This is a genomic window from Actinokineospora pegani (assembly GCF_009745975.1).
GTDB classification, from domain to species: Bacteria; Actinomycetota; Actinomycetes; order Mycobacteriales; family Pseudonocardiaceae; genus Actinokineospora; species Actinokineospora pegani.
Window position 1 is genome coordinate 156,167 of the sequence record NZ_WHOL01000086.1, and the last position, 26,053, is coordinate 182,219.

Annotated in this window: 21 protein-coding genes, 2 pseudogenes and 1 riboswitch; of the genes and pseudogenes, 8 read left to right on the top strand and 15 right to left on the bottom strand. The window is 73.2% G+C overall.

What is annotated here, in order from left to right:
- Window positions 1–58 precede the first annotated feature (58 nt).
- The 4 genes and pseudogenes from GCL84_RS14720 (at window position 59) to GCL84_RS29290 (ending at window position 5,524) form a co-directional block, all read left to right on the top strand.
- A pseudogene (locus GCL84_RS14720) lies at window positions 59–1,897 on the top strand (ArnT family glycosyltransferase).
- An 83-nt stretch (window positions 1,898–1,980) separates the two neighbouring features.
- Window positions 1,981–3,264, top strand: coding sequence for a bifunctional glycosyltransferase family 2/GtrA family protein (locus tag GCL84_RS14725; protein ID WP_156756020.1), 1,284 nt, complete (start codon window positions 1,981–1,983; stop codon window positions 3,262–3,264).
- On the top strand, window positions 3,261–5,084 hold the full coding sequence (locus GCL84_RS14730; RefSeq protein WP_407924392.1) for an ArnT family glycosyltransferase: 1,824 nt from the start codon (window positions 3,261–3,263) through the stop codon (window positions 5,082–5,084). The genes GCL84_RS14725 and GCL84_RS14730 overlap by 4 nt, the downstream gene beginning before the upstream one ends.
- A 125-nt stretch (window positions 5,085–5,209) precedes the next feature.
- Window positions 5,210–5,524 carry an STAS domain-containing protein gene (locus GCL84_RS29290; RefSeq protein WP_197523250.1) on the top strand — a complete coding sequence of 105 codons (315 nt, stop codon included), beginning with the start codon at window positions 5,210–5,212 and terminating at the stop codon, window positions 5,522–5,524.
- Between the two features lie 166 nt (window positions 5,525–5,690).
- On the opposite strand, the gene GCL84_RS14740 is transcribed toward GCL84_RS29290, so the two are convergent.
- Window positions 5,691–6,584, bottom strand: coding sequence for a sigma-70 family RNA polymerase sigma factor (locus GCL84_RS14740; protein WP_328618776.1), 894 nt, complete (start codon window positions 6,582–6,584; stop codon window positions 5,691–5,693).
- Window position 6,585: 1 nt separating this feature from the next.
- On the opposite strand from GCL84_RS14740, the gene GCL84_RS14745 reads away from it, so the two are divergent.
- Window positions 6,586–6,927, top strand: a complete 342-nt coding sequence (locus tag GCL84_RS14745) for a VOC family protein (RefSeq protein ID WP_156756023.1) — start codon at window positions 6,586–6,588, stop codon at window positions 6,925–6,927.
- A gap of 15 nt (window positions 6,928–6,942) precedes the next feature.
- On the opposite strand, the gene GCL84_RS14750 is transcribed toward GCL84_RS14745, so the two are convergent.
- From GCL84_RS14750 to GCL84_RS14775, 6 genes are all read right to left on the bottom strand, one after another.
- Window positions 6,943–7,545, bottom strand: coding sequence for a TetR/AcrR family transcriptional regulator (locus GCL84_RS14750; protein ID WP_156756024.1), 603 nt, complete (start codon window positions 7,543–7,545; stop codon window positions 6,943–6,945).
- Window positions 7,542–8,642 (bottom strand): acyl-CoA dehydrogenase family protein, encoded by a 1,101-nt coding sequence (locus tag GCL84_RS14755; protein ID WP_156756025.1) that lies wholly within the window; start codon window positions 8,640–8,642, stop codon window positions 7,542–7,544. Before GCL84_RS14755 ends, GCL84_RS14750 begins: the two co-directional genes overlap by 4 nt.
- Window positions 8,639–9,829 carry an acyl-CoA dehydrogenase family protein gene (locus GCL84_RS14760; RefSeq protein ID WP_156756026.1) on the bottom strand — a complete coding sequence of 397 codons (1,191 nt, stop codon included), beginning with the start codon at window positions 9,827–9,829 and terminating at the stop codon, window positions 8,639–8,641. The genes GCL84_RS14755 and GCL84_RS14760 overlap by 4 nt, the downstream gene beginning before the upstream one ends.
- Complete coding sequence (locus GCL84_RS14765; RefSeq protein ID WP_156756027.1) at window positions 9,826–10,296, bottom strand: MaoC family dehydratase; 471 nt, start codon at window positions 10,294–10,296, stop codon at window positions 9,826–9,828. Before GCL84_RS14765 ends, GCL84_RS14760 begins: the two co-directional genes overlap by 4 nt.
- A gap of 27 nt (window positions 10,297–10,323) precedes the next feature.
- A complete protein-coding gene (gene fabG, locus GCL84_RS14770) occupies window positions 10,324–11,079 on the bottom strand; it encodes a 3-oxoacyl-ACP reductase FabG (RefSeq protein ID WP_235926258.1) in 756 nt (251 codons plus the stop codon).
- Between the two features lie 89 nt (window positions 11,080–11,168).
- Window positions 11,169–12,368: a helix-turn-helix domain-containing protein gene (locus GCL84_RS14775; RefSeq protein ID WP_156756029.1), complete on the bottom strand. Its 1,200-nt coding sequence runs from the start codon at window positions 12,366–12,368 to the stop codon at window positions 11,169–11,171.
- A gap of 119 nt (window positions 12,369–12,487) precedes the next feature.
- Between GCL84_RS14775 and GCL84_RS14780 the strand changes: the two genes are divergently transcribed.
- Window positions 12,488–12,673 carry a hypothetical protein gene (locus GCL84_RS14780; RefSeq protein ID WP_156756030.1) on the top strand — a complete coding sequence of 62 codons (186 nt, stop codon included), beginning with the start codon at window positions 12,488–12,490 and terminating at the stop codon, window positions 12,671–12,673.
- Between the two features lie 43 nt (window positions 12,674–12,716).
- Here GCL84_RS14780 and GCL84_RS14785 read toward each other — a convergent pair whose 3' ends face one another.
- Window positions 12,717–13,418 (bottom strand): TetR/AcrR family transcriptional regulator, encoded by a 702-nt coding sequence (locus GCL84_RS14785; RefSeq protein WP_156756031.1) that lies wholly within the window; start codon window positions 13,416–13,418, stop codon window positions 12,717–12,719.
- A 211-nt stretch (window positions 13,419–13,629) separates the two neighbouring features.
- On the opposite strand from GCL84_RS14785, the gene GCL84_RS14790 reads away from it, so the two are divergent.
- Window positions 13,630–14,892 (top strand): hypothetical protein, encoded by a 1,263-nt coding sequence (locus tag GCL84_RS14790; RefSeq protein ID WP_156756032.1) that lies wholly within the window; start codon window positions 13,630–13,632, stop codon window positions 14,890–14,892.
- 140 nt (window positions 14,893–15,032) lie between these two features.
- Here the strand turns inward: GCL84_RS14790 and GCL84_RS14795 are convergent, their stop codons facing one another.
- Both GCL84_RS14795 and GCL84_RS14800 read right to left on the bottom strand, forming a co-directional pair.
- Window positions 15,033–15,320 (bottom strand): hypothetical protein, encoded by a 288-nt coding sequence (locus GCL84_RS14795; protein ID WP_156756033.1) that lies wholly within the window; start codon window positions 15,318–15,320, stop codon window positions 15,033–15,035.
- Between the two features lie 176 nt (window positions 15,321–15,496).
- Complete coding sequence (locus tag GCL84_RS14800; protein ID WP_156756034.1) at window positions 15,497–16,255, bottom strand: pirin family protein; 759 nt, start codon at window positions 16,253–16,255, stop codon at window positions 15,497–15,499.
- Between the two features lie 340 nt (window positions 16,256–16,595).
- On the opposite strand from GCL84_RS14800, the gene GCL84_RS14805 reads away from it, so the two are divergent.
- Window positions 16,596–17,507 (top strand): ROK family protein, encoded by a 912-nt coding sequence (locus tag GCL84_RS14805; RefSeq protein ID WP_156756035.1) that lies wholly within the window; start codon window positions 16,596–16,598, stop codon window positions 17,505–17,507.
- A 106-nt stretch (window positions 17,508–17,613) separates the two neighbouring features.
- On the opposite strand, the gene GCL84_RS14810 is transcribed toward GCL84_RS14805, so the two are convergent.
- The 5 genes and pseudogenes from GCL84_RS14810 to cobN form a co-directional block, all read right to left on the bottom strand.
- Window positions 17,614–18,108, bottom strand: coding sequence for a hypothetical protein (locus GCL84_RS14810; protein WP_156756036.1), 495 nt, complete (start codon window positions 18,106–18,108; stop codon window positions 17,614–17,616).
- A gap of 64 nt (window positions 18,109–18,172) precedes the next feature.
- Entirely contained in the window at window positions 18,173–20,755 is a 2,583-nt protein-coding gene (locus GCL84_RS14815; protein ID WP_156756037.1) for a bifunctional FO biosynthesis protein CofGH, read from the bottom strand.
- A 357-nt stretch (window positions 20,756–21,112) separates the two neighbouring features.
- Window positions 21,113–21,589: pseudogene (locus GCL84_RS14820) on the bottom strand (DoxX family protein); the annotation flags it as partial.
- Between the two features lie 61 nt (window positions 21,590–21,650).
- Window positions 21,651–22,166, bottom strand: coding sequence for a hemerythrin domain-containing protein (locus tag GCL84_RS14825; protein WP_156756039.1), 516 nt, complete (start codon window positions 22,164–22,166; stop codon window positions 21,651–21,653).
- A 178-nt stretch (window positions 22,167–22,344) separates the two neighbouring features.
- Entirely contained in the window at window positions 22,345–25,929 is a 3,585-nt protein-coding gene (gene cobN / locus GCL84_RS14830) for a cobaltochelatase subunit CobN (RefSeq protein WP_156756040.1), read from the bottom strand.
- Window positions 25,930–25,976: 47 nt separating this feature from the next.
- A riboswitch (cobalamin riboswitch) is annotated at window positions 25,977–26,045 on the bottom strand.
- Window positions 26,046–26,053: the final 8 nt, after the last annotated feature.

Sequence of the window (26,053 nt, forward strand, 5' to 3'; positions counted from 1 at the left end):
CCACTAGTTCACAGGCGACGCACGAAGCGGGCCCAGCGCGGCCGGACACGGTGGGCCCATGACACTCGTCGCCGACCGAGCCGTGCCCACCGGCGAGGGCACCCCTCCCCCGCCACCCGACCGCCGGTCGTGGCCGCGCCCGATCGGGCTGGGGGGTGCTGCTGGCGGGCACGGCCGTGCTGTACCTGTGGGACCTGAGCGCCTCGGGATGGGCGAACGCCTACTACTCGGCGGCGGCGCAGGCGGGTGGGGAGAGTTTGTCGGCGTGGTTCTTCGGGGCCACGGACGCCGCTGGTGGGGTCACGGTCGACAAGACCCCGGCGTCGGTGTGGGTGATGGGGCTGTCGGTGCGGGTCTTCGGGGCTCAGCCCGTGGAGCGTGCTCGTGCCGCAGGCGCTCGCGGGCGTCGCGTCGGTCGCGGTGCTCCATGCGGCGGTGCGGCGGACCTCCGGCGCGGGGGCGGGGTTGATCACGGGCGCCGCCCTGGCGCTGACGCCGGTGGCCGCTCTGATGGTCCGGTTCAACAACCCCGACGCGCTGCTCGTGCTGCTGCTGACCGCGGCGGCCTATTGCGTGGTCCGGGCCCTGGACAAGGCGAGTCCGAGGTGGCTGGTGCTCGCGGGCGCGGCCGTCGGGTTCGCGTTCCTGACCAAGATGTTGCAGGCGTTCCTGGTGCTCCCGGCGTTCGCGCTGGTCTACCTGCTCGCCGCGCCGACGACGCTGGGAAGACGGGTCGGGCACCTGGCCGCCGCGCTCGGCACCGTGGTGGTGGCGGGCGGCTGGTGGATCGCCGTGGCCGAACTGGTCCCGGCGGGCAGCCGGCCGTTCATCGGCGGGTCGCAGGACAACTCCATCCTCGAGCTCACCTTGGGCTACAACGGGATCGGGCGGCTCAACGGCGACGAGGTGGGCAGTGTCGGCGGTGGCGGTGGCGGTTGGGGCACCCCCGGCCTGGCCCGGCTGTTCGGCACGGAGATGGGCAGCGGGATCGCCTGGTTGCTGCCCGCGGCGCTGCTGGCCCTGCTGTGCGGGCTGTGGCTGACCCGCCGCGCACCGATCGCGCCCGGGCGGCGCTGGTCGTCTGGGGTGGCTGGCTGCTGGTCGCCGTGGCCGTGTTCAGCCTGATGAACGGGATCATCCACCCCTACTGCGCCGTGGCGCTGGCCCCCGCGGTGGCGGCCCTGGTCGGCATCGGCGCGGTCGAGGCCCGGCGGCGGCGCGGTCGGGCTGCTCGCGGCGGGCACGGCGATCACCGCCGTCGAGTGCTCGCTGCTGCTGGCCCGCCAACCCGACTGGTCGCCCTGGCTGCGGCCGGTGGTGCTGTTCGGCGGGCTGACCGCGGCGGTGCTGATCGTGGTGCTGCCCTCGCTGCCCCGGTTCGCCGACCGCGGCATCGCGGCGTTCGCGTTGATCGTGGTGTTGCTGGCCCCGGGCGCGTACTCGGTGGCCACCGCGGCGCGGTCGCACACTGGCGCGCTGCCGTCGGTCGGCCCGTCGAGCGGCATGTCCTTCGGCGGCGGGCGCGGAGGCGGGGCGGCCGGTGGACTGCTCGGGCGCGCCGACACCCAGCACCGAGGTCGTCGAGGCCCTGCGACGGGGTTCGGCGAACCACACCTGGGCCGCGGCGGTGATCGGGTCCAACAACGCGGCGGGCTACCAGCTCGCCGTCGAGCTGCCGGTGTTCGCCCTGGGCGGCTTCAACGGCACCGATCCCGCGCCCACCCTGGCCGGGTTCCAGCGGATGGTGGCCGACAACCAGGTGCACTGGTTCATTGATGGGCAGTTCCCGCGCGGCGGCTCCGGCAGCGACGCGGCGCACGACATCGCCGACTGGGTCGCGGCGAACTTCACCGCCATCGAGGTGGACGGCGTGTCCCTTTACGACCTGTCCGCGTGACGCGCCCCACGACCGCGCCGCGCACAGGTCGCGCACAGCCGGACCACACCGCCCACCCAGCGCCCGACCGCAGGCTCATCGTCATGACAGCGACTTCGGCTCTCCCCACGCGGCAGGTATCGCCGCGCGCTCCCGTGCGGGTCACCGGACCGGCCCCCGTCCTCGATGTGGTCGTGCCCGTGCACAACGAGGAGGTCGACCTGGAACCGTGCGTGCGGCGGCTGCACGCCCACCTCAAGGCGCGGTTCCCCTACCGGTTCCGGATCACGGTGGCGGACAACGCCTCCACCGACCGCACCGCCGAGGTCGCCGACGCGCTGGCCGAGGAGCTGCCGGAGGTGCGGTCGGTGCGGCTGGAGCAGAAGGGCCGGGGCCGGGCGCTGCACACCACCTGGCTCGGCTCCGACGCCGAGGTGCTGGCCTACATGGACGTGGACCTGTCGACCGACCTGGCCGCGCTCTCGCCCCTGGTGGCCCCGCTGATCTCGGGGCACTCCGACGTGGCGATCGGCTCGCGGCTGGCGCGCGGCGCGCGGGTGGCGCGCGGACCCAAGCGCGAGATCATCTCCCGCTCCTACAACATCATCCTGCGCGGCACCCTGCGCGTGCGGTTCTCCGACGCGCAGTGCGGGTTCAAGGCGATCCGGTCGGACGTGGCGCGCGCGCTGCTGCCGCACGTGGCCGACACCGGCTGGTTCTTCGACACCGAACTGCTCGTCCTGGCCCAGCGCGCGGGCCTGCGCATCCACGAGGTGCCCGTGGACTGGGTGGACGACCCGGACAGCCGCGTCGAGGTCGTCGCCACCGCCCTGGCCGACCTGCGCGGCATCGCCAGGGTCGCGCGCGGGCTGGCCACCGGCGCTATCCCGATCGCCCGGCTGCGCGAACAGCTCGCCCGCGGCGCCATCAACGTGGACCCGCCGGGGGTGCCGCCCAGGCTGCTGCGCCAACTGGCGCGCTTCGGCGCGGTCGGTGTCGCCAGCACCCTGGCCTACCTGGCGCTGTACGTGGTGCTGCGCGGCGGGATCGGCGCGCAGGCGGCCAACTTCGCCGCGCTGCTGGTGACCGCCGTGGCCAACACCGCGGCCAACCGGCGGCTCACCTTCGGCGTGCGCGGGTCCGGCGGCGCGGCCAAGCACCAGTTCCAGGGGCTGCTCGTGTTCGCCCTGGGCCTCGGCCTGACCAGCGGGTCGCTGGCGGTGCTGCACGGGCTCGGCGCGCCCAGCCGGGGCACCGAGGTCGTCGTGCTGGTGGCGGCCAACCTCGGCGCGACCATCCTGCGCTTCCTGCTGCTGCGCGGCTGGGTGTTCCGCCGTGCCGAAGACCGGTCCGTCCTCGAGGAGACGAGTGTGGAGACCGTTCGGTGACTATCACGCAGACCTTGCCCGCGGCCCCCTCCGCGCCCACCGCCGCCCCGGCGGGCCGGGCGCGGTGGGAGCGGCCGTCGCTGATCGCGCTGCTGGTGCTGACCGGCGCGCTGTACCTGTGGAACCTGTCCGCTTCCGGGTGGGCCAACGACTTCTACGCCGCCGCCGCACAGGCGGGCACCCAGTCGTGGAAGGCGCTGTTCTTCGGCTCGCTGGACGCGGGCAACGTGATCACAGTGGACAAGCCGCCCGCGTCGCTGTGGCTGATGGGGTTGTCCGGGAGGCTGTTCGGCTTCTCCTCGTTCAGCATGCTGCTGCCGCAGGCGCTGTGCGGGATCGGCTCGGTGTGGCTGCTGCACAGCGCTGTCCGCCGCTGGTCCGGCCCGGTGGCCGCGCTGCTCGCGGGCGCCGCGCTGGCGCTGACGCCGGTGGCCGTGCTGATGTTCAAGTTCAACAACCCCGACGCGCTGCTGGTGTTCCTGATGGTGTTCGGCGCGTACTTCACCGTGCGCGCCACGGAGACGGCGTCGTGGCGGTGGCTGGCGCTGGCGGGTGTGGCGGTGGGGTTCGCGTTCCTGGCGAAGACGTTGCAGGCGTTCCTGGTGCTGCCCGCGTTCGGGCTGGTGTACCTGATGGCCGCGCCGACAGGCCTGGGCAAACGGGTGCTGCACCTGCTGAGCGCGGTGGTGGCGCTGGTGGTGTCGGCGGGCTGGTTCGTCGTGGTGGTCGACTTGTGGCCCGCGTCGTCGCGGCCCTACATCGGCGGTTCCACCGACAACACCGAGTTGGACCTGGCGCTGGGCTACAACGGACTCGGCCGCGTGTTCGGCGGCCAGGGCAACGGCGGCGGGATGGGCGGCGGGAACACCGGCTTCGGCGGCGAGACGGGGCTCGGCCGCATGGTCAACACTTCGTTCGGCGCCGAGGTGTCGTGGCTGCTGCCCGCCGCGCTGATCGCACTGGTCGCGGGCCTGTGGTTCACCCGCCGAGCACCGCGCACCGACCGCACCCGCGCGGGTCTGCTGCTGTGGGGCGGCTGGACGGTCGTGACCGCGGTGGTGTTCTCCTTTATGCAAGGCACTGTTCACCCGTACTACGCGGTGGCGTTGGCCCCGGGCATCGCCGGGCTGGTCGGCATCGGCGCGGTGGAACTGTGGCGGGGCCGGGACAACCTGGCCGCGCGGATCGTGCTCGGCGCGCTGGTCGCGGTGACGGCGGGCTGGGGTTTCGTCCTGCTGAACCGGGTGCCGGAGTGGCTGCCGTGGCTGCGCTGGACCGTGGCGTCGCTCGGCGTGGGCGCCGCGACGGCGATCACCATGGGCGTGCACCGGTTCGCCCGCGCGGCGGTGGCGGTGGCGCTGGCGGCGCTGCTGGCCGGGTTCGGCGCGATGTCGGCGTACGCGGTGGCCACGGCCGCGACCGGGCACAGCGGGTCCATCCCGGCCTCCGGGCCGGTGTCGTCCCAGACGGGCGGCGGGTTCGGCGGCGGCGCGGGCGGCCAGGCCAACGCGGAACTGGTGCGCGCCTTGCGGGAGACCACGGGCACGTGGGCGGCGGCGAGCAACGGCTCGATGGGCGCGGGCAGCCTGCAACTGGCCAGCGGCCGACCGGTCATCGCCATCGGCGGCTTCAACGGCGGCGACCCGGCCCCCACCCTGGCCGAGTTCCAGCGCCACGTCGCCGACGGCCAGGTCCGCTACTACGTCCCCGGTGGCCGGGGTGGCGGTGGCGGCTCGATCTCCTCGTGGGTGGAGGCCACCTTCACCCAGGTCTCGATCGGCGGCGAGACCGTCTACGACCTGAGCCTGCCGCTGGGCTGAGCTTGGGGGACTTTCGACCCCTGCACCGGCGGCGTCGGGCGCGCGTAGGCTCCCACCCACTCAGACCCGACGCCGCTGGGAGGGCAACGCCGTGCGCTGCTGTTGGTGGCCCCCAGCCCGGGGCGGTGGCCGCCATCGCTGAACCCGGGGACGCGCGACCGCCCGTGCACAACCGCCTCCCCGGGCACGCGGACCTCTCCACCCGACCCGACTTCGAGGCCCTCCTCCACGTCCTGTGCGCCCACGCCACCGGCGACGTCCACCTGGATCTGGCCAGCCTCGACTTCATCGACGTCTCCGGCGTGATCGCCCTGCTCAACGCGGCCGCGACCCTGCCCGCGGGCTGTCACCTGGTGCTGGACAACGCGCCTGCCTCCATGCACCGCATCCTCGAGGTCCTCGGCCCGGAGGCCGCGGTCGCCGCCCTGCGCCTGTCCTGAGCCCGGGCTGCCGGGGCTCAGGACAGGCGCAGGGCGGCGGGCGACCGGCGTGTCCCGGCTCGACCGTCCACTCCCGCCCCCGCGAGGCCGCCACCGACGCACGACCCACTCGAACGGACAGACCGGTGGCGAAGACCACCGAGTCGACTGGGCCCCCTCCTGGCGCTCAGTGCCGGTCCAGGTCGAGCGCGTCGAGCAGGGCCGGGTCGCCGTGCAGGTCGATGGCGACCACCCGGCCCTCGCGGACGGTGAACTCGAAGGCGACCATGACCTTGCCCCGGTGCGACCAGACCGCGCCCGGCGTGCCATCGATGAGCATCTGGCGGGCAGCGGCGGCGCCGCCGTCGAAGAACCGGGCGACGGTGTCCGCGCCCGCCATCGCGGGCGAGCCCATCTCCAGGGCCGCGGCGTCGGGGCGGACGACCACGTCCGGGTCGAGCACCGACAGCAGGCGGGACAGGTCGCCCTCGCGGGAGGCGGCGAAGAAGGCCGCGACGACCTCGCGGCGGCGGGCCAGGTCGGGGTTGGGCTCCGGGTCGGCGGCGCGGGCCCGGCGGCGGCCGCGGCTGGCCAACTGGCGGGTGGCGGCCGGGGTGCGGTCGAGCACGGTGGCGATGTCGTCGAAGGGGACGCCGAACAGGTCGTGCAGGACGAACGCGACCCGCTCGGCCGGGGCCAGGGCGTCCAGCACCACGTCGAGCGCCTGCCCGACGACGTCAGTGCGCACGGCCTGGGCCTCGGGGCCGTCCGCGTCGTCGGGGCGGTCCGGCGGCTCGTCGGCGTCGAGCGGTGCGCGGGAGCGCAGGGTGTTGAGGCAGACGCGGGACACGATCGTGGTCAGCCAGGCCTCGGTGTTGCGCACCTCGGACCGGTCGGCCGCCCCGGCCCGCAGCCAGGCCTCCTGCACCGCGTCCTCGGCGTCGGCGGGTGAGCCGAGCACGCGCGTGGCCACCGCGACCAGCCTCGACCGGTGCGGTTCGAAAAAGTCGGAGCACACTGTCACAAACCCCCGTCCACCCGTGTCTGACCAATGAACACCTTGACACGACAGGAGCAGCACAGTGACCGCAGGTATCCAGTCCCTCGTCATCCCCGTCCGCGACGCCGCCGCGGCGACGGCGTTCCACCGGACGCTGCTGGGCGCCGACCCGCACACCGAGTCGCCCTACTACGTGGGCTTCACCGTCAACGGCCTGGAGATCGGCCTCGACCCGAACGGGCACGCCGCCGGGCTGACCGGCCCCACCCCGTTCTTCGGGGTCGACGACGTGGCCAAGGCCGTGGCCGCGGCGGTCGAGGCGGGCGGGACGGTCGTGTCCGAGCCCAACCAGGTCGCCGAGAACACCACCGTCGCCACCGTGGCCGACGCCGAGGGCAACCGGATCGGCCTCATCCAGGGCTGACCCCGGGCCGGGGGCTCAGCGCGCGCCGAGCATGGCCGCGACCAGCTCGGCGTAGCGCCTGCCCAGCTCCTCGGGTCCCGGCTTGGCCCCCGGGGTGTACCAGCGGGCCACGTCGACGCACAGCGACAGGATCGCGCGGGCGGCCGTGGGGATGTCGGCGACGGTGAACAGGCCGTCGGCGACCCCCTCGGCGATCAGGTCGCGCACGGTCCGCTCGGTGCGCCTGCGCAGGTCGGCGACGACCTCGAAGTCGGCCGGGCGCAGGGCGTGCAGCTCGTACTGCACGATCCGGGCCACCCGGTGCCGGGTGGCGTGCCAGGTGGTGAACCCGGCCACCAGGTCGCGCACGCGCGCGGCCGGGTCGCCGGGCCCGGCCGCGGCCGCGCTCACCATCGCCAGCGCCCGCTCGTGGCCGCTGCGGCTGATCGCGAACAGCACCGCGGCCTTCGACGGGAAGTGCACGTACAGGGCTGCGGGCGACATGCCCGCCGCCGTCGCGATGTCCCTGGTCGTCGTGGCGTGGAAGCCCCGCTCGGCGAAGGCGTCGACCGCCGAGGCCATCAGCCGCTTGGCGGCGTCGGGCCGCACGTCGGGCCACAGGTCGACCGGGTCGGTCATGCGGTGAGGCCCACCAGCGGGGCCAGCGCCGCCCGGTGCCGCCCCGGCGTGCCGAGGGCGATCTCGTCGGCCTTGGCACGCTTGAGGTACAGGTGCACCGGGTGCTCCCAGGTCATGCCGATGCCGCCGTGGAGCTGCAACGCCTCCTCGGCCGCGTGCACGGCCGTCTGCGCGCACAGCGCCTGCGCCACCCGCACGGTGATCTCCAGGTCCCGCGCGCCCGTGGCGAGCGCGTCCGCAGCGGCCCGGGCAGCCGCCCTGGCCAGGGCGACGCGCTGCCACAGGTCGGCGAGGCGGTGCTTGAGCGCCTGGAACGAGCCGACCGGGCGGCCGAACTGGTAGCGCTCCTTGAGGTAGGCCACGGTCGTGGTCAGGCACCACTCGGCGACGCCCACCTGCTCCGAGGCCAGCACCCCGGCGCCGACGAGCAGCGCCGCGCGGACGGCGGCCGCCCCGTCGCCCGCCAGCGCGACCGACGGCGACGCCGTCAGCTCGATGTCGGACACCGGGCGGGTCAGGTCGAGCGAGACGACCGGCTTGACGGTCGCGGTGGCCGCCTCGACCAGGTGCAGGACCGTGCCCGCGGGCACGATCAGCACGTCGGCGGCGGTCGCGTCGGCCACCGAGCGGATCGACCCGGACAGCGCGCCGCCGTGGTCGGACACCGGGGCCAGCGGGCTGCCGGGGAAGGCGGAGAGCGGCACGGCCAGCACGGCGGTCGCGGCGCCCTCGGCGAGCCGGGACAGCAGCGCCTCGGCGTTGGCGTCGGCGCCCTGCCCGAGCAGGTGCAGCAGCGTCGCCGAGGCGAGCACCGCGCTGCCCAGGAACGGCACCGGCGCGACGGACCGGCCCAGCTCCTCGGCGACGACGGCGGTCTCCCGCCAGCTCGCGCCCTGCCCGCCCAGCGCCTCGGGCACGGGCAGCGACGTCGCGCCGACCTCGACGGCCAGCGTGCGCCACAGGTCCAGGTCGAGCGGCTGGGCGGACTCCACCCGGCCGAGCACCTCGGCGGCGTCGGCGCGGTCGGCGAGCAGGGAGCGCACGCTGGCGCGCAACTCCTCCTCGACGTCGGTGTAGAGCAGGTCGGGCTCGCTCATCGGGGCAGGTCCTTCCACGCCACGTCCTTGTCCACCCGGGGCTCCGAGGGCAGGCCCAGGACGCGCTCGGCGATGATGTTGCGCAGGATCTCCGAGGTGCCGCCCTCGATGGAGTTGCCCTTGGCGCGCAGGTATCGGTACCCGGCGTCGCGGCCGGTGAAGTCGACGATCTCCGGGCGCACCATGGTCCAGTCGCTGTAGCGCAGCCCGTCCTCGCCGAGCAGTTCCACCTCGAACCCGGACAGCTCCTGGGCCAGGCGGGCGAAGGCGAGCTTCATCGCCGAGCCCTCGGGGCCCACCGAGCCCGCGGCGAGCTGCTGGCGCTGGCGGGCGCCCGCCAGCCGCAGGGCCTCGGACTCCACCCACAGCGCCGTGAGCCGGTCGAGCGCCTCGGGGGTGTGCAGCTCGGGCCGGGCGCGCCAGGTGTCGGCGACGACGCCGATCATGCCGCCCTCGCGCGGGGTGGCCCGGCCGCCGATGGCGACCCGCTCGTTCATCAGGGTGGTCTGGGCGACCTTCCAGCCCTCGCCGACCGCGCCGAGCCGGTGCGCGTCGGGGATGCGCACGTCGGTCAGGAAGACCTCGTTGAACTCGGCCTCGCCGGTGACCTGGCGCAGCGGGCGGACCTCGACGCCGGGGGCGTGCATGTCGCACAGGAAGTAGGTCATGCCCGCGTGCTTGGGCACGTCCGGGTCGGTGCGGGTGACCAGGATGGCCCACCGCGCGGTCTGCGCCTGCGAGGTCCACACCTTCTGCCCGGTGACCACCCAGTCGTCGCCGTCGCGGCGGGCGCGGGTGCCCAGGGCGGCGAGGTCGGAGCCCGCGCCCGGCTCGGAGAACAGCTGGCACCACACCTCCTCCCCGGTCCACAGCGGACGCAGGAAGCGCTGCTTCACCTCGTCGGAGCCGAAGGTGAGGATGGTCGGCGCCGCCATGCCCAGGCCGATGCCGATGCGCCGCGGGTCGTTGTCCGGGGCGCCCGCGGCCGCCAGCTCGGCGTCGACGACCTGCTGCAGCGCGCGGGGCGCGCCGAGACCGCCGAGGCCGACCGGGAAGTTGACCCAGGCCAGACCCGCGGCCCAGCGGGCGCGCAGGAACGCCAGGCGGTCGGTGGTCGCGGGGTCGTGCGCGGCGAGCAGGTCCGCGACGAGGCCGCGGACCTGCTCGGGCGTGGCGGGCGCGCTCACGCGGTGTCCCCCGGCTTGGGCACCAGCAGCACCACGGCCTCGGCGACGCAGGCGGGCTTGTCCGCGCCCTCGATCTCGATGGTGTTGCGCAGCACGACCTGGATGCCCTGGGCGCCGGGCTTGACCTCGACGACCTCCGAGCCCATGCGCACCCGCGCCCCCACCCGCACCGGCTGGGGGAAGCGGACCTTGTTGAGGCCGTAGTTGACGCCCATGAGGAAGTTCTCGAAGCGGTAGACCGTGGCCCCGAGCATGGGCAGCAGCGACAGCGTCAGGTAGCCGTGGGCGACGGTGCCGCCGAACGGGCCCCGCGCGGCCTTGTCGACATCGGTGTGGATCCACTGGTGGTCGCCGGTGGCGTCGGCGAACCGGTCCACCCGCTCCTGGGTGATCTCCACCCAGTCGCCGTGGCCCAGGTGCGTCCCGACCGCGGCCGGGATGGAGTCGGGTCCGTCGAAAATGTGCACAGTGTTCCCCTCGGCCCAGTGCTCTGCTTAGTCCCGTGGCCCGCCCGCGACGTAGATGACCTGGCCGGAGACGAACCCGGCCTCCTCCGAGACCAGGAACGACGCGGTGGCGGCGATGTCCTCCGGCGTGCCGACCCGGCCGACCGGGATCATCGCCGCGGCGCCCTTCTTGAAGTCCTCGAACGACGCGCCGACCCGCTCGGCGGTCGCCGCGGTCATGTCGGTGGCGATGAACCCGGGGGCGATCGCGTTGGCGGTGACACCGAACTTGCCCAGCTCGATCGCCAGCGTCTTGGTGAAGCCCTGCAGGCCCGCCTTGGCCGCGGAGTAGTTGGCCTGGCCGCGGTTGCCCAGCGCGGAGGTGCTGGACAGGTTCACGATCCGGCCGTACTTCTGCTCGGTCTGGTGCTTCTGCACCTCGCGGGTCATCAGGAACGAGCCTCGCAGGTGCACGTTGATGACCGTGTCCCAGTCGCTGTCGGTCATCTTGAACAGCAGGTTGTCGCGCAGCACGCCCGCGTTGTTCACCAGCACGGTCGGCGGCCCGAGCTTCTCGGCCACCTCGGCCACCGCCGCGGCGACCTGCTCGGCGTCGCTGACGTCGGCCCCCACGCCGATCGCCTTGCCGCCCTCGGCCTCGATGGCCGCGACAGTCTCCTGGGTGCTCGCCGCGTCCAGGTCGATCACCGCGACCGCGAACCCGTCCTTGGCGAGCCGCTTGGCCACGGCGGCGCCGATGCCGCGCGCGGCCCCGGTCACGATGGCGGTACGGGCCTGAGCCACAAGATCCTCCCAGATCATCGACGACGTCTGTGCACTAAGCAAGCGCTTAGCAAGCTACCCCCGCACCGCCGGGCTGTCCACCGTTCCTCTCACACGAGCGACCGCCGATCCCGCAACGCCAACCGCAGCAACGTGAGCGCGCTCCCGGACAACCTCGGCTCGAGCCGCCGAACGGCTTCGTCGGTGAAGGGGACATCCCGCCCCACCGCGCCCTCGTCATTGACAGCCACCCGGTCCGCGAACAACACGTCGAACGTGTCCCCGTCGACCACCGCGACAGTGAGCTGGCCCGCGCCGAGCTCCAGCGGCTCCATCACGAGCCCGTAGTGGGAGACCCGGAACCGCCCACGTCGCTTGGCCGCCTCGAACCGCGTGAAGGGAGGCCGGGTGTAGTCGACCGGGTCGACGCCGTCGTGCTCCGGGTCGCCGAGGAACTCCTCGGAGAACTCCCGCATGATCGTGTTCCACAGCGACAGGTCCGCACGGGGGTCGGCGGTGGCGGGCTGGAACTCCCCCGCGGGCAGCACATGCGCCAACCCACCCCCGTCTGCCACCTTGGCGCTGTCGCGCTCGTGCAGCACGAAGGTGTGTTCCCCCCGCCTCCCCCGCCGGATGGTCAACGTCGAGATCCCCGGCGACATCAACAGGGCCGCCGGGTCGAACGGCATCCCGATCGACCGCCGCACCGGCAGCTCGTCCCACCCGGGCGCTTCCCGCCCACCCGCGGCCCACGCCGCCTTGAACTCGTGCGCCACCGCCTGCTTCACGTCGAACACCGAGAAGAACGCGGTCATCCCGAACCCGAACGAGGCACCCGGCCCCACCTCGGTCAACCGGTAGCTCGGTCGGTTCTCCATCAACCGCGGCCGCACCACGTCCCGCACCGCCCGGCTGTACCCGCGGTAGGGCACCCCGAGATCGGTCAACGGGACGAGGTGCTCGACCTCCAACGCCCCCGGCTGCGCCGCCTCCACCCACCGCAATCGCACCTCGTCCAGCGGCACCGGCTCATCCCACAGCCACCCGGGCCCGGCGAGCACGTGCCCCCCAGGAGCCCTGACCTCCTCCGGGTACAACCACGCCGCCAACTCCGACAACTCCCGCCCCCGAACCCCCTCGGGAGACCGCATCCGCAGCCACTCCTCCCGACTGCGCCGGATCGCCTCCCCCGACTCCCAGGTGGAGACCGTGGTCCGGTCGACCCCCAGCGCCGCGGCCAGGCTCTCCCGCGTGTGTCCCGCCGCCTTCCTGGCGGTGGCGAACCCAGTCCTGCGGTGTGCTCTTCCCATCGATCCTTCCCTTGGTCGTGGCATTGCCTCGAACCTGACCGCTGGCAGCAGCCGCGCGGACCACTGCCACTGGGGCCGGAGGGTGGGAGCAAGAGGCCGGAGCGCTTAGCATCGGGGGCATGGCGACCTTCGGCGAACTGATCCCCGGGCAGAAGCTGCGCAAGGTGACCGAGGAGGAGGGTGGCAGCGGGCAGTTGGCCGAGCCGCGCGGGCCGTTGGACCTGGATTCCGGTGTGGTGTTCCTGCCCGCCAAGCCCGCGGCCGAAACGGACAAAAGTGACGACCGTCAGAAGAATGCGGAATAATCCCCCGGCGGATTTCCGTCACACCGCTGAGCGCGTGCTTTTGTCAGATTTCGGCAGGACCGCCCACGGACTCTGACGGGACGCCGTAAACGCGGAGGGTGGCCTCCACGAAGACGTCCTCCAATTCGGGCAGGGCGGCCGCGCCCTTGGCGCGCAGACAGGCGCGGATGCTGTCGCCCATGCCGCCGATGAGCACGTGCAGGAGTTCGTCGGACACCTCGGCGACGGGGCTGCCCTGGGCCTTGGCCACGGCGTGGGTGGCGCGGAAGAGCAGGACGAACTGCTCGCGGCTGGCGATGACCTGGTCGAGGGTCTCCGAGCCCGCGCGCAGCGTCTCGATGTGCACCGCCCAGCTCGCCTCCGGCGCCGAGGCCAGCACCTTGAGGTAGGCGCGCAGACCCGAGCGCAGCCGCACCCGCCAGTCCTGGCCGGAGACAGCGGACTCCGCGCTGCCCACCGCTTTGACGACATCGGCCACGCCGTAGTCGATCGCGGCCAGGAAGCAGTCCAGCTTGCCGGTGAAGTGCTCGTAGAAGGTGCGGCGGGACACGCTCGCCCGCTCCACGAGGTCCCCGATCGTCATCTCGGGGTAGCCCTTGTTCGCCGCCGTCCACAGCGCCGCGCGCAGCAGTCGGCCGCGTTGGGAGGCGCGGACCTGCTCCGGGTCTAGGCGGTGCCTGCCGCTGGGCAGGGGCCCCCCGTCGTCCGGCAGGTCGTCGAAGGTCGGCGTGGGTGCGGAGCTCACCGCTCCAGCCTACCGCCACCCGGCTTGTCACGAGCCGAGCAAACGCGCGCCGAGCGGCGCCCAAAGGCTGGCCAGTTTATCTGTAAATCGACGTCCGGCTTGTCCGGAACTAGATAGGTATCGTAGCGTTCCTATCGTCCTTATCCCTTTCCCTGACCTGCCAGATTCGCTTGTCATCATTGTTGGGCTCTCACAAGTCGGAGGACAACGAATGTCCGGAATACGAGGACGGTCCCGCAGCGGGCTGCGCAAGGCTGTCGCGGCCGCCGCCGTCGCGGCGGGGGTGGCGGCGGGCACCTGGGCGATCATGCCCGCGGCCCAGGCCATCCCGGTTGACGAGGTGCCACCGATCGGCGCGGACTCGGGGCGGTTCGCACTCCCGATCAGCTGTGCGATCACCCTGCCCGAGTTCGGCGACATCAAGGTGCTGGACCTGCCCACCACCGTGGACATCCAGGGCGTGGCGCCCACCCAACTGCGCCCCGGCCAGCAGTTCTACCTGACCCAGGGCAAGGGCGGGATGATCTTCCCCGAGTTCCTGCCGACGCTGGCGGGCCTGGTGGGCATCGGCAAGGTCGACGCGAACCTGATCGAGATGAACATCGGCGCGAAGAACGCCAGCCCCTCGGTCATCAACATCTCCCCGGAAGGCGGCCTGCTGCTGCCCGACATCCCGCTCGAGATGGGCAAGAAGCTCGACGTGCGGGTGCCGCAGGACGGCGGCGTGTTCGACGACATCGGCCCGTACACCGCGCCGAGCGACGGCGTGGTCACCCTGCAGTTCGACAGCGCGCTGGTCGACATCACGCTCAAGGCCGACTGGGGCCTGCGGCTCAAGGTGAAGGCCGTCTGCCTGCCGGTGGCGGGCAACGCCCTGCTGTCGATGGCCGTCGGCGGCGAGCCCGGCGGCGAGCCGCTGGCCTTCCACGGCGTGCCGATGGACCACTACCAGCCGGTCGAGGCCAACAACCAGGTCGGCATCATCAACTCGCCCTACAAGTGCACCATCCTCGGCAGCCCGTTCGACGTGGGCATCGCGGTGGGCGCGAACACGCCGCTGTCGGTGAAGAAGGGCGGCCAGATCGTGTTCACCAACGCCTCCGGCGCGCTGGTGATCCCGAAGGCGACGGTGGACGAACTGATCGGCGCGGGCTTCGAGAGGATCAGCGGCACGGTCAACGCCCTCAACCTCAACGCCGAGGGCGGCTCGCCGAAGGTCAGCAACGTGCTGGGCAGCAGCTTCCCGATCCCCGAGACCACGCTGGTCTCCGGCCAGGACATCACGATCCCGCTGCCCCCGGAGGGCACGCTGACGGCGGGCCCGTGGAGGCCGGACCCCGGCTCCTCGCACGTGAAGCTCTCGCTGGGCACCGCGGAGGCCGACCTGGTCTTCGACGGCGGCGCGCCGACCAAGGCGAGCTGCGCGACGCCCTCGCCGGAGGTCATCCTGCTCGACGCCCCCGTGACCAACTAGGTCCGCACCGCTCAACGGAACGGGAATGACGAACCCGCCGGTCGCCATGGGCGCCGGCGGGTTCGTCCCCCCACCCGAGCAACGCCCTCGCCGCGGCCAAAGCACTCAAGGCCGCGGTGTTCCTGGCGGGCGCGAAGAGATCAGGCGTCGGTGATGGCCCCGGCCTCCTGCAACGCGGTCGCGCAGGCCATCAGGACGATCGACGGTTCCACATCCTCGCGGAACAGCGTGATCATGCACTCCTCCAGGTTCGCTTGCGCGCCCACGGAACATGCCTCTTCCGCTTCGGCGCCGGTGACGAGGTTGCCTTCGAGGTAGGCGAGACATGCCTGCTCGTCGGCGTGCGCGGGGGTGGCGGCCACGACCGGAAGCGCGGTGGCGGACAACGCGAGGGCGGCGGTGACAGCCAATCGGCGGAGAGAGACCACAGCGAGGCTCTTTTCATGATCGAGGATGGAAGCGAGTCATCGGCCGAGTTCCTCGGCCGATGGCGCAGTACACATCGGACCGAGTACTTTCACCCACCAGAGTGGACTCAACCACCCTCCACTCAGGACCACACCGCCGCGTGGAAGACCCGGCCCCACCACTGCCCACCCAAGCCCTAGAACAACTCCAACTCGGCGTGCATCTCCCACACCAGGATCTCCGCGCCCTCCGGACCCGCGGTCACCCGCTGCCCCCCGGTCGCGGAGAGCCGGGCGGCGTCGCCGGTCCCGAGCACACCGGAGCCCTCCAGTTCGACCGACCCCACCGGCACGAACACGTGGACGAACGGCGCCTCCGGCAGCGTGACCACCCCGCCGGGACGGACGCGGGCCGCGTGCAGGGCAGCGTGCTCCTGCCCGATCCGGATAGCCGCGGCGCCCTCGTGCTTGGCCATGCCGGAGGCAACCGGGACCAAGCCGCCGGAGAGCAGTTCGCCGTCGATCTCCACCTGCTCGTACCCCGGCTTGGCCCCAGCCTGGTCCGGCACCACCCACATCTGGACGAAGTGGACAGGCTCGGCGTGCTCGGGGCCGCCGGAGACGCGCCAGGAGTCGTTCTTCTCCGAGTGGAGGATGCCCCGGCCTGCGCTCATCCGCTGGGCCAGGCCGGGGTAGATGATCCCGTTGTGCCCCTCGGAGTCCTGATGCACCAGCGCTCCTCGCAGGACCCAGGTGACGATCTCCATGTCGCGGTGGGGGTGTGTCTCGAAACCCGCGCCGGGGGTGACGATGTCGTCGTTGTTGACCAGCAGCAGGCCGTGGTGGGTGTTCGCCGCGTCCTGGTGGCGGCCGAACGAGAAGGAGTGCTTGGAGTCCAGCCAGGAGATGTCGGTCTTGAACCGGTCGTCCGCGCGCCGCACGTCCACGCCAGCCATGGGTCCTCCAAGTAATTGAGAGCTTGACTAGATCGTGCGCCAAGCTGATTGCTTTGTTAACTACTGGTGCCGCCCGGTCTGAAGACGCGCAGGCCAGGTGCGCGGAGACCGCGGGTGGGCAGACGCGGTCGAAGGCCCGGGTGGCGAGCTTGGCGCTGCCCCGGGCGCGGACGTTGACGTCGATCTTGCCGCGACCCGCGAGCGGAGCGCTGAGGCGGTCCACCTGCCCTCCCCCGCGCGGTGTCGCCCGCGGGCCGGGTCGCGCAGACTTGGCATCACGTGCGGGATCACGCAGTATTCAGCGGGTCCACGCGCAGCGTCACGCGATCGGGGAGGCCGGATGGACGAGCCAACGGTGGTGGCCGTCGACGTCGGCGGCACGTCGGTGAAGGCGGCGCTCGTCGGCGCGGACCTGGAGCCGCTGCGGGCCGAGCGCCGTCCCAGCACCCGCGAGGGCGGGGCCGTCGCGGTGGGGCCGATCGCCGAGCTGATCCGGGAGCTGGCCGACGGCCAGGACACGGCCGGGGTCGGTGTGGTGGTCCCGGGCATCGTCGACGACACCGCCGGGGTGGTCCGCGACGCGGTCAACCTGGGTTGGCGCGAGCTGCCGCTGCGCGAGCGGCTGGCCGCGGCGACCGGCCTGCCGGTGCGGATCGGGCACGACGTGCGCGCGGGCGGCCTCGCCGAGTTCACCGTGGGCGCCGCGGCGGGCCTGGACAACGCCCTGTTCCTGGCCATCGGCACCGGCATCGCCGCCGCGGCCATGGTCGACGGGCGGATGCTCGCCGCGGGTGGCTACGCCGGGGAGGTCGGGCACGTCGTGGTCGACCCCGGCGGCGAGGTCTGCGGCTGCGGCGCCACCGGCTGCCTGGAGACCTTGGCCGCCGCCCCCGCCCTGGTCCGCCGCTACACCTCGCTGACCGGCGTCACCCGCACGGCCGCCGACATCGCCGCCCGGCTGTCCGGGGACCCGGCCGCCGCCCGGGTGTGGTCCGACCTGACCGAGGCCCTGGCGATCGCCCTGCACACCGCCACCAGCCTGTTCGGCCCCGAGCGGATCGTGCTGGGCGGCGGGCTCTCCGAGGCCGGGGACGCGCTCGTCGGCCCGGTCGCCGAGGCGCTGCGCGGCAGGCTCACCTTCCACCGCGGGCCCGAGGTCGTCCGCGCGCGCCTGGGCCAGGACGCGGGTCGCGTCGGCGCGGCGCTGCTGGCCTGGGCGGCCACCGGGGAGCGGGGTGTGGGCCAGGGCTGACACGGAACCCGGGAGCCGCGGCACTTGCGAGCACATTGGCCCCGGCTGGCGCGACGTTGTCGTGACCCGCTCCCAGGGACGTGTTCGGCGGCGCCCCCGGACTCACTCACTGGTTGAGCGGGCCAGGCCGACGCCTCGCCCTGGCGGTACTGGACGGCCCGGGACGGGCTGCACGCGGCGGCCGTGGCCTCCTTGCGGGCGGCGAGGGGCCGATCGGTGCGGGGCCCTCCGGGAGGCAGGTGGGGCCGAGGACACTGGTCCCGCGTTCGGCCTCGTGCCCCTTGTGGGCCGAGCCCGCGAACGTGGCGACTATGTCGTCGACAACCTCGCACGGGTCGCTGGGCACGGTGGTCGGGCGCTGCGGGGTGGGCTCCCACACGGCGCCGCCCGCGAGGGGCACGCGCGCGGTGGCGTTGCGGCGGGCGACATCGCCCGCCAGTGCGCAGCCCCGGGCGCGGTCGAGCGTCCGCTCGGTCTCGGTCCGGACGAGCACCACGCAGGTGCCCAGGGAGCGGGTGTCGACCTCGACCAAACTGGAGCCGGGGTCCTGCGGCGCGGTTGAGAACGAGTCGTACCGCTCGTCGGGGCCTGACCGAGCCACTTCTGATGCGAGGCCAGGCCTTCCCGAGCCCACCTCGCCTGGATTAGGAGTCCATAGTGGTCACTCAGACCAGGGGCAGGGTGTTGGGCCGCCAGACCCCGTCGTGGGCCAGGGCGGCGGCGCGGCGCTCGTCGGGGACCCGCCCGTAGGTCGTGGTGCGCTGACGGGCGGGGCGGCCCGCCTTGGCGGCGAGGGCCTCCAGGTCGGCGATGGTCTTGTAGCTGCCGTTGTCGCTGCCCGCCATGCGGCTGATGGTCTCCTCCATCAGGGTGCCGCCGAGGTCGTTGACACCGCCGTTGAGCACGTCGACCACGCCCTCGTCGCCGAGCTTGACCCAGCTCGTCTGGATGTTGGGGATCTTGCCGTGCAGCAGGATCCGGGCCAGGGCGTGCACCGCGCGGTTCTCCAGGTGCGTGGGGCCGGGACGGGCGATGCCCGCCAGGTACAGGGGCGCGTTGGTGTGCACGAACGGCAGCAGCACGAACTCGGAGAAGCCACCGGTCCGGTCCTGTAGGCGGCCGAGCAGCTTGAGGTGGGCGACCCAGTGCGCCGGGGTGTCGACGTGGCCGTACATCATCGTCGAGGTGGTGGGGATGCCCAGCTCGTGCGCGGTGGTGACGACCTCGATCCACGCCGAGGTGGGCAGCTTGCCCTTGGTGAGCACCCAGCGCACGTCGTCGTCGAGGATCTCGGCCGCGGTCCCGGGCAGCGAGTCCACACCGGCCTCGCGGGCCCCGGTGAGCCAGTCGCGGATGGACAGGTTGGTGCGGCCCGCCCCGTTGACGACCTCCATCGGGGAGAACGCGTGCACGTGCAGGCCGGGGGCGCGCTGCTTGACCTCGGCGGCGATGTCGAAGTACGCCGTGCCGGGCAGGTCCGGGTGGATGCCGCCCTGCATGCAGACCTCGGTCGCGCCCACCGACCACGCCTGGTCGGCGCGCTGGCCGACCTGGTCCAGCGACAGCGTGTAGGCGTCGGCGTCGGTGCGGCGCTGGGCGAACGCGCAGAACCGGCAGCCGGTGTAGCAGACGTTGGTGAAGTTGATGTTGCGGGTCACCACGTAGGTCACCTCGTCGCCGACCGCGTCGCGGCGCAGCCCGTCGGCCAGGGCCGCCAGCGCCTCGATCTCCGCGCCGGGTCCTGCCGAGAGCAGGGTGAGCGCGTCGGGGTCCGACAGCCCGGCCGGGTCGGACTCGGCGTGGCGCAGCGCGGCCAGGAACTCGGGGCGGGCCGCTCCCCCGGCCCCGACCGCCGACGCGCCCGCGGCGACCTTGCCGCGCAGCTCGTCCCAGTCGCCGTAGACGGAGTCGAAGTCGTCGCGGCGGTCGGCGGTGCGGCCCTCGGTGTCGATGGCGGTGTTCAGGTCGGTGCGCCCGGCGGCGGTGAGCGCGACCTCCGGCTCCTGCCACGGGCGGCCGACCAGCGGCGCGGACTCCACGGCCAGACCGGTCGCCGGGTCGGCGAGCGCCTCGACGTGCGGGCGCAGCCTCGGGTCCAGCCACGGCTCGCCCTTGGTCACGTACTCCGGGTAGATGGTCAGCCGCTCGGCCAGCCGGAAACCGGCGTCGGCGGTGCGCGCGGCCAGCTCCTCGATGTGCGGCCAGGGCCGCTCGGGGTTGACGTGGTCGGGTGTCAGCGGCGACACGCCGCCCCAGTCGTCGACGCCCGCGCGCACCAGCAGCCCGAACTCGCCGCCGATCAGGTTCGGCGGGGCCTGGATGCGGACCCTGGGCCCCAGCACGACCCTGGCGACGGCGACGGTGGCGGCCAGCTCCTCGGCCTCGGCGTCGGGCATCCCGCGCATCGCGGTGTCCGGCTTCGCCCGGAAGTTCTGGACGATGACCTCCTGCACGCCGCCGTACTGGCGGGCGACCCGCCGGATGGCGAACAGCGACTCCACCCGGTCGGCCAGTGTCTCGCCGATGCCGATGAGGACGCCGGTGGTGAACGGGACGGCGCTGCGCCCGGCGTCCTCGAGCACCCGCAGCCGCACCGCCGGCTCCTTGTCCGGGGAGCCGTGGTGCGGGCCGCCCGGCTTGGCCCACAGGTCGGTCGAGGTGGTCTCCAGCATCATGCCCATCGAGGGGGCCACCGGCTTGAGCCGCTGCAGGTCCGACCAGGACAGCACGCCGGGGTTGAGGTGCGGCAGCAGGCCGGTCTCCTCCAGCACCCGGATCGCCATGGCGCGCACGTAGGACAGGGTGTCGGGGTACCCGGCGGCCTCGAGCCACTCGCGGGCGGCCGACCAGCGGTCCTCCGGACGGTCGCCCAGGGTGAACAGGGCCTCCTTGCAGCCCATCGCCGCGCCCTGGCGGGCGATCTCGAGCACCTCGTCCGGGCTGAGGAAGGGGGCGGGCAGCCGGTGCGGCACGGTGGCGAACGTGCAGTAGTGGCAGCGGTCGCGGCACAGCCGGGTCAGCGGGATGAAGACCTTGCGCGAGTAGGTGATGACGCCCGTGCGGCCCACCGCCTCGAGACCGGCGTCGCGCACCCGGGAGGCGGTGGTGAACAGGTCGTCGAGGTGTTCGCCCCTGGCGTGCAGCAGCACCTCGGCCTCGGTGCGGTCGAGGGCGACCCCGTCGCGGGCCCGGCGCAGGGCTCGGCGGAGCGCGGAGTCGGTCGGCACCAAGGCGCGGGCGTCGCTCATGCCCCCAGGCTAGTCACGCAGGCGGGAGCCGCCAGGGAGCGCGGGCGGTGATCTGGCACATGACCACCGGGGACAGCCGCCGGGTCGGGTGACAGCAGCGCCCCGACCGGGGGCGGTCGGGGCGCTGCCGTCATGGCTTCTCTAGCTGGGAAGCGCGGACTCCAGGGCCTTGCGGGCGCGCTTCGGCGCCCCCTCGACCGCCCGGCGGGCCTTGCGCGCCTGCTTGCCGCTGTCGGCGACGGCGGCCTCGAACGCCTTGCGGGCGTCGTCCGCCGCACCCGTCACGGCCTTGCGGGCGCGCTTGGGGGCCTTGCCCAGGGTCGCCCCGACCGAGTCGGTCGTCCCGGTGGTCCAGGCGCTGAGGTCCTGGGCGGACTTGGACGCCTGGCGCCCGGCCCGCTTGGCCCGCCACCCCAGCGAGGGCTTGCCCTCGGTGTCGACGGCGGCCAGGAGCAGACCGCCGAGCACGCTCAAATTCTTGAAGAAGTGGATCTGCTGCTGCTGGCGGACCGCGGGGTCCTTCTCCTCCCAGAACCGGTGCGCGACCAGCGTGGTCGGAACCGTGCTGCCGGACAGCAGCAGCGCCGACAGCCGGGGGAACTTGCCCAGCGCCAGCAGCACGCCCGCGCCCACCTTGACCGCGCCGTCGATCCGGACCAGCGCCACCGGGTCGGTGGGGACCTGCTGCGGCAGGCTGGGGCCGACCTTGTCCACGGCGTCGGTCAGGAACGGCTTGCTGGCCTCGACGTGGGCCTCCGGGTTGCGCAGGACGTTGATGCCCCCGACGATGAAGATGCCAGCGAGCATGGGTCGCGCGATTCTGCGCAGGATCATCCCGGCCCGCCTCCTCTCTCTGCTCGGTTCTCTGTGCTCGGTTCTGTGCTCGGGACCGGGTCTAGTCGATGCGGTCCTTGGTCTGCGCCACGAGCTCGCGCACGTGCTCGATCGAACCGCACCCGGCCTCCATGCGCTCGGCGCGCACCTTGGTGAACCGCTCGCCCAACTCCTGGCGGCGGGCCACCGCGACGGTGTCGCGCGCGTCGTTGAGGATGGTGCGCTCCTCCTCGTCGAGGTGGTGGTTGATGTTCGTCACCAACTCTTCGAGGGCGTCCTCCCACTTGTCGGAGCTGGTGTCCTGGACCTCCATCAGCTCCAGCAGCGCGACGTGTCCCTCGGCGTGCTCTTCCGCCCCGTGCTCGACCTCGTCGTCGTCGACGTTCTTGTACCGGCGCAACGCCGGATACACCTCGGACTCCTCGGCCTCGGCGTGCGCGACGAGCACCTGGGCCAGTTCCCCGAGCAGCTTCGCCCGGTCGTTGGTGCGGTCGCGCAGACCGCGGAACAGGTCCTCGAACCGGCGGTGGTCGGCGAGGATGAGGTCGATGACGTCCGTCGTCGTGGTGGTGGGCATGTGGTGGGCCTCCGTGCTCGGGATACCTGTTGTGGGTACCCAAGTCGCCCGCCGGTCAACCCCCGGGCGCGCCATCCCGGGTGCTGGCTGTCCGGCCCGCCTCACCGGCGGCCCGCCCGGGCGGGGTGACCCCGCCCGGGCGGGGTGACCCCGCCCGGACGTGCGAACGGCGCGGCCCCTACTCCGAGCCAGCCTCGATGTCGCCCTCGACCTCCAGGTACAGCCGCTGCAGGGCGGCGAGGGTCTCCGGGTCGGGTTCGGCCCACATCTTGCGGTCGGCCGCCTCCAGCAGGCGCTCGGCGATGCCGTGCAGGGCCCACGGGTTGGACTCGGTGAGGAACTTGCGGTTCTCCTCGTCCAGCGCGTAGGTCTGGGCCAGCTTGTCGTACATCCAGTCCTGCACCACGCCGGTGGTGGCGTCGTAGCCGAACAGGTAGTCGACGGTGGCGGCGAGCTCGAAGGCGCCCTTGTAGCCGTGGCGGCGCATGGCCTCGATCCAGCGGGGGTTGACCACGCGGGAGCGGAAGACGCGGTTGGTCTCCTCGGACAGGGAGCGGGTGCGCACGGCGTCGGGGTTGGTGCTGTCGCCGATGTAGGCGGCGGGGGCCTTGCCGGTGAGCGCGCGGACCGTGGCGATCATGCCGCCGTGGTACTGGAAGTAGTCGTCGGAGTCGGCGATGTCGTGTTCGCGGGTGTCGACGTTCTTGGCGGCGATGTTGATGCGCTTGTAGGCCGACTCCATGTCGTCCCTGGCGGCCACGCCGTCGAGGTCGCGGCCGTAGGCGAAGCCGCCCCAGACGGCGTAGACCTCGGCGAGGTCGGAGTCGTCGCGCCAGTTGTGGCTGTCGATGAGCGGGAGCAGGCCCGCGCCGTAGGCGCCGGGCTTGGAGCCGAAGATGCGCGCGGTGGCCCGCCGCTCCCCCTTGTCCGCCTCGGCGGTGACGTGGGCGCGGACGAAGTTGTCCTCTTCGGACTCGTCGAGCCCGGCGATGAGCCGCACCGCGTCGTCGAGCAGGTAGACCACGTGCGGGAAGGCGTCGCGGAAGAAGCCGGAGATGCGCACCGTCACGTCGATCCGGGGCCTGCCCAGCTCGGCCAGCGGGATGACCTCCAGCGAGCTGACCCGCCGCGAGGCCTCGTCCCACACCGGCCGGGCGCCCATCAGCGCCAGCACCTCGGCGATGTCGTCGCCCGCGGTGCGCATCGCCGAGGTGCCCCACACCGACAGCCCGACCGAGCGCGGCCACTCGCCAGTGTCCTTGCGGTAGCGCTCGACCAGCGAGTCGGCCATCGCGTACCCGGTCTCCCAGGCCAGCTTGCTGGGCACGGCCTTGGGGTCGACCGAGTAGAAGTTGCGGCCGGTGGGCAGCACGTTGACCAGGCCGCGCAGCGGCGACCCGCTCGGGCCAGCCGGGACGTAGCCGCCCGCCAGCGCGTGCAGCACGTTGTCGATCTCGTCGGTGGTGCGCGCCAGCCGGGGCACGATCTCGACCGCGGCGAAGGTCAGCACCTCGGCGACGGCCGGGTCGGCGGTGACCGAGGAGACCCGCGCCGGGTCCCAGTCGAGGTCCTCCATGGCCTGCACCAGCGCCAGGGCCCGGGCGTCGATCTCGTCGGTGCGCACCCGCGACTCCGAGCCGTCCTCGGACAGGCCGAGCGCCTCGCGCAAACCGGGCAGCGCCGCGGCCTGCCCGCCCCACATCTGCCGGGCGCGCAGCATGGAGTTGACCAGGTTGACCCTGGCCGCGCCCGTGGGCGCCAGGCCGAGGGTGTGCAGGCCGTCGCGGATCTGGACGTCCTTGATCTCGCACAGCCAGCCGTCGACGTGCAGCAGGAAGTCGTCGAACTCGGCGTCGTGCGGGCGGTCGTCGAGGCCCAGGTCGTGGTCGAGCTTGGCGGCCTGGATGAGCGTCCAGATCTGGGCGCGGATGGCGGGCAGCTTGGCCGGGTCCATCGCGGCGATGTTGGAGTGCTCGTCGAGCAGTTGCTCCAGCCGGGCGATGTCGCCGTAGCTCTCCGCGCGGGCCATCGGCGGCACCAGGTGGTCCACCAGGGTGGCGTGCGCGCGCCGCTTGGCCTGGGTGCCCTCGCCCGGGTCGTTGACCAGGAACGGGTAGACCAGCGGCAGGTCGCCCAGCGCGGCGTCGGGGCCGCAGGAGGCGGACAGGCCGAGGTTCTTGCCCGGCAGCCACTCCATGTTGCCGTGCTTGCCCAGGTGGACCATGGCGTGCGCGCCGAAGGTGCGCTGCACCCACTGGTAGGCGGCCAGGTAGTGGTGGCTGGGTGGCAGGTCCGGGTCGTGGTAGATCGCGACCGGCTTCTCGCCGAAGCCGCGCGGGGGCTGCACGATCAGCACGACGTTGCCCGCCCGCAGCGCGGCCAGCACGATCTCGCCCGCCGGGTCGGCGGAGGTGTCGACGAACAGCGTGCCGGGCGCGGGGCCCCAGTGCTCCTCCATCGACTCGCGCAGGTCGGCGGGCAGGGTCTGGAAGTACTCGCCGTACTGGGCGGCGGAGATGCGGACCGGGTTGCCGACCAGCTTCTCCTCGGTCAGCCAGTCCTCGTCCTGGCCACCGGCCTCGATCAGGGCGTGGATGAGCGCGTCGCCGTCGCGGGCGGCGAGACCGGCCAGCGCGTCCGGGCCCTCGCCCGGGCCGACGTCGTAGCCCGCGCCGCGCAGGGCCTCGAGCAGGGCGATGGCGGAGGCGGGCGAGTCGAGGCCGACGGCGTTGCCGATCCGGGCGTGCTTGGTCGGGTACGCCGAGAGCATCAGCGCGACCTTCTTCTCCGCCGGGGGCACGTGCCGCAGGCGCGCGTGCGCGACCGCGATCCCCGCCACGCGCAGCGCGCGCTCGGGGTCGGCCACGTAGACCGACAGGCCGTCGGCGTCGAGTTCCTTGAACGAGAACGGGACGGTGATCAGCCTGCCGTCGAACTCCGGCACCGCCACCTGGGTGGCGGTGTCGAGCGGGGACAGGCCGTCGTCGGACTCCGCCCAGGACTCCCGCGACCAGGTCAGCGCGAGCCCCTGCAGGATGGGGATGTCCAGGTCGGCCAGCGCGCCGACGTCCCACGCGCCGTCGTCGCCCCCGGCGGAGGCGGCCGCGGGCGTGGTGCCGCCCGCGGCGAGCACGGTGACGACCAGGGCGTCGAGCGAGCCGAGGAGCTCCAGCAGCTCGGCCGGGGCGGTGCGCAGCGAGGCGCAGTAGACCGGGACGGCCTGCCCGCCCTTGGCCTCGACCGCGTCGGCCAGGGCGGCGACGAACGCGGTGTTCCCGGCCAGTTCGTGGGCGCGGTAGTAGAGGACGCCGACGCGCGGGCCTTCGGTGCGGGTGGGCGTCCAGTCCAGGCGCCCCCAGGCGGCCAGCTCGACCGGCGGCTGGAAGCCGTGGCCGGTGAGCGTCAGCGTGTCGGACAGGAAGCGGTTGAGCTCGCGCAGGTTGTCCGCGCCGCCGAAGGCCAGGTAGCGGTGCGCCTCGGCGACCACGCCGCCGGGGGCGGTGGACAGCTCCATCAGCTCGGCGTCCGGGGCCTGCTCGCCGCCGAGGACGACGACCGGGCGGTCCCCCGCGAGCAGGGCGTCGAGGCCCTGCTCCCAGGCCCGGCGGCCGCCGAGCAGGCGCACGACGACCACGTCGGTCCCGTCGAGCAGGCCGGGCAGGTCGTCGACGTGCAGCCGGGCCGGGTTGGCCAGCCGGTAGTCCGCGCCGCTGGCGCGGGCGGAGAGCAGGTCGGTGTCCGAGGTGGACAGCAGCAGGATCATGGGTCCCTTCCTGGGGTCCGCGCCCCGGGGTCGGCTCGCGATGGCCGGAGTTCCTGGCTCCCCGGACGGGCCGGGTGACAGTGGCGGGACCGCGCCGGTCTCGCACCGGCTTCCTCCACGTGCC

Bases quoted from the DNA above. Each gene is read 5' to 3' on its own strand.
- GCL84_RS14725 (WP_156756020.1), top strand. From the start codon at position 1,981: ATGACAGCGACTTCGGCTCTCCCCACGCGGCAGGTATCGCCGCGCGCT.
- GCL84_RS14750 (WP_156756024.1), bottom strand. From the start codon at position 7,545: ATGACCGACCCGGTCGACCTGTGGCCCGACGTGCGGCCCGACGCCGCC.
- GCL84_RS14755 (WP_156756025.1), bottom strand. From the start codon at position 8,642: ATGAGCGAGCCCGACCTGCTCTACACCGACGTCGAGGAGGAGTTGCGC.
- GCL84_RS14775 (WP_156756029.1), bottom strand. From the start codon at position 12,368: ATGGGAAGAGCACACCGCAGGACTGGGTTCGCCACCGCCAGGAAGGCG.
- GCL84_RS14780 (WP_156756030.1), top strand. From the start codon at position 12,488: ATGGCGACCTTCGGCGAACTGATCCCCGGGCAGAAGCTGCGCAAGGTG.
- GCL84_RS14790 (WP_156756032.1), top strand. From the start codon at position 13,630: ATGTCCGGAATACGAGGACGGTCCCGCAGCGGGCTGCGCAAGGCTGTC.
- GCL84_RS14800 (WP_156756034.1), bottom strand. From the start codon at position 16,255: ATGGCTGGCGTGGACGTGCGGCGCGCGGACGACCGGTTCAAGACCGAC.
- GCL84_RS14805 (WP_156756035.1), top strand. From the start codon at position 16,596: ATGGACGAGCCAACGGTGGTGGCCGTCGACGTCGGCGGCACGTCGGTG.
- GCL84_RS14815 (WP_156756037.1), bottom strand. From the start codon at position 20,755: ATGAGCGACGCCCGCGCCTTGGTGCCGACCGACTCCGCGCTCCGCCGA.
- GCL84_RS14825 (WP_156756039.1), bottom strand. From the start codon at position 22,166: ATGCCCACCACCACGACGACGGACGTCATCGACCTCATCCTCGCCGAC.
- cobN (WP_156756040.1), bottom strand. From the start codon at position 25,929: ATGATCCTGCTGCTGTCCACCTCGGACACCGACCTGCTCTCCGCCCGC.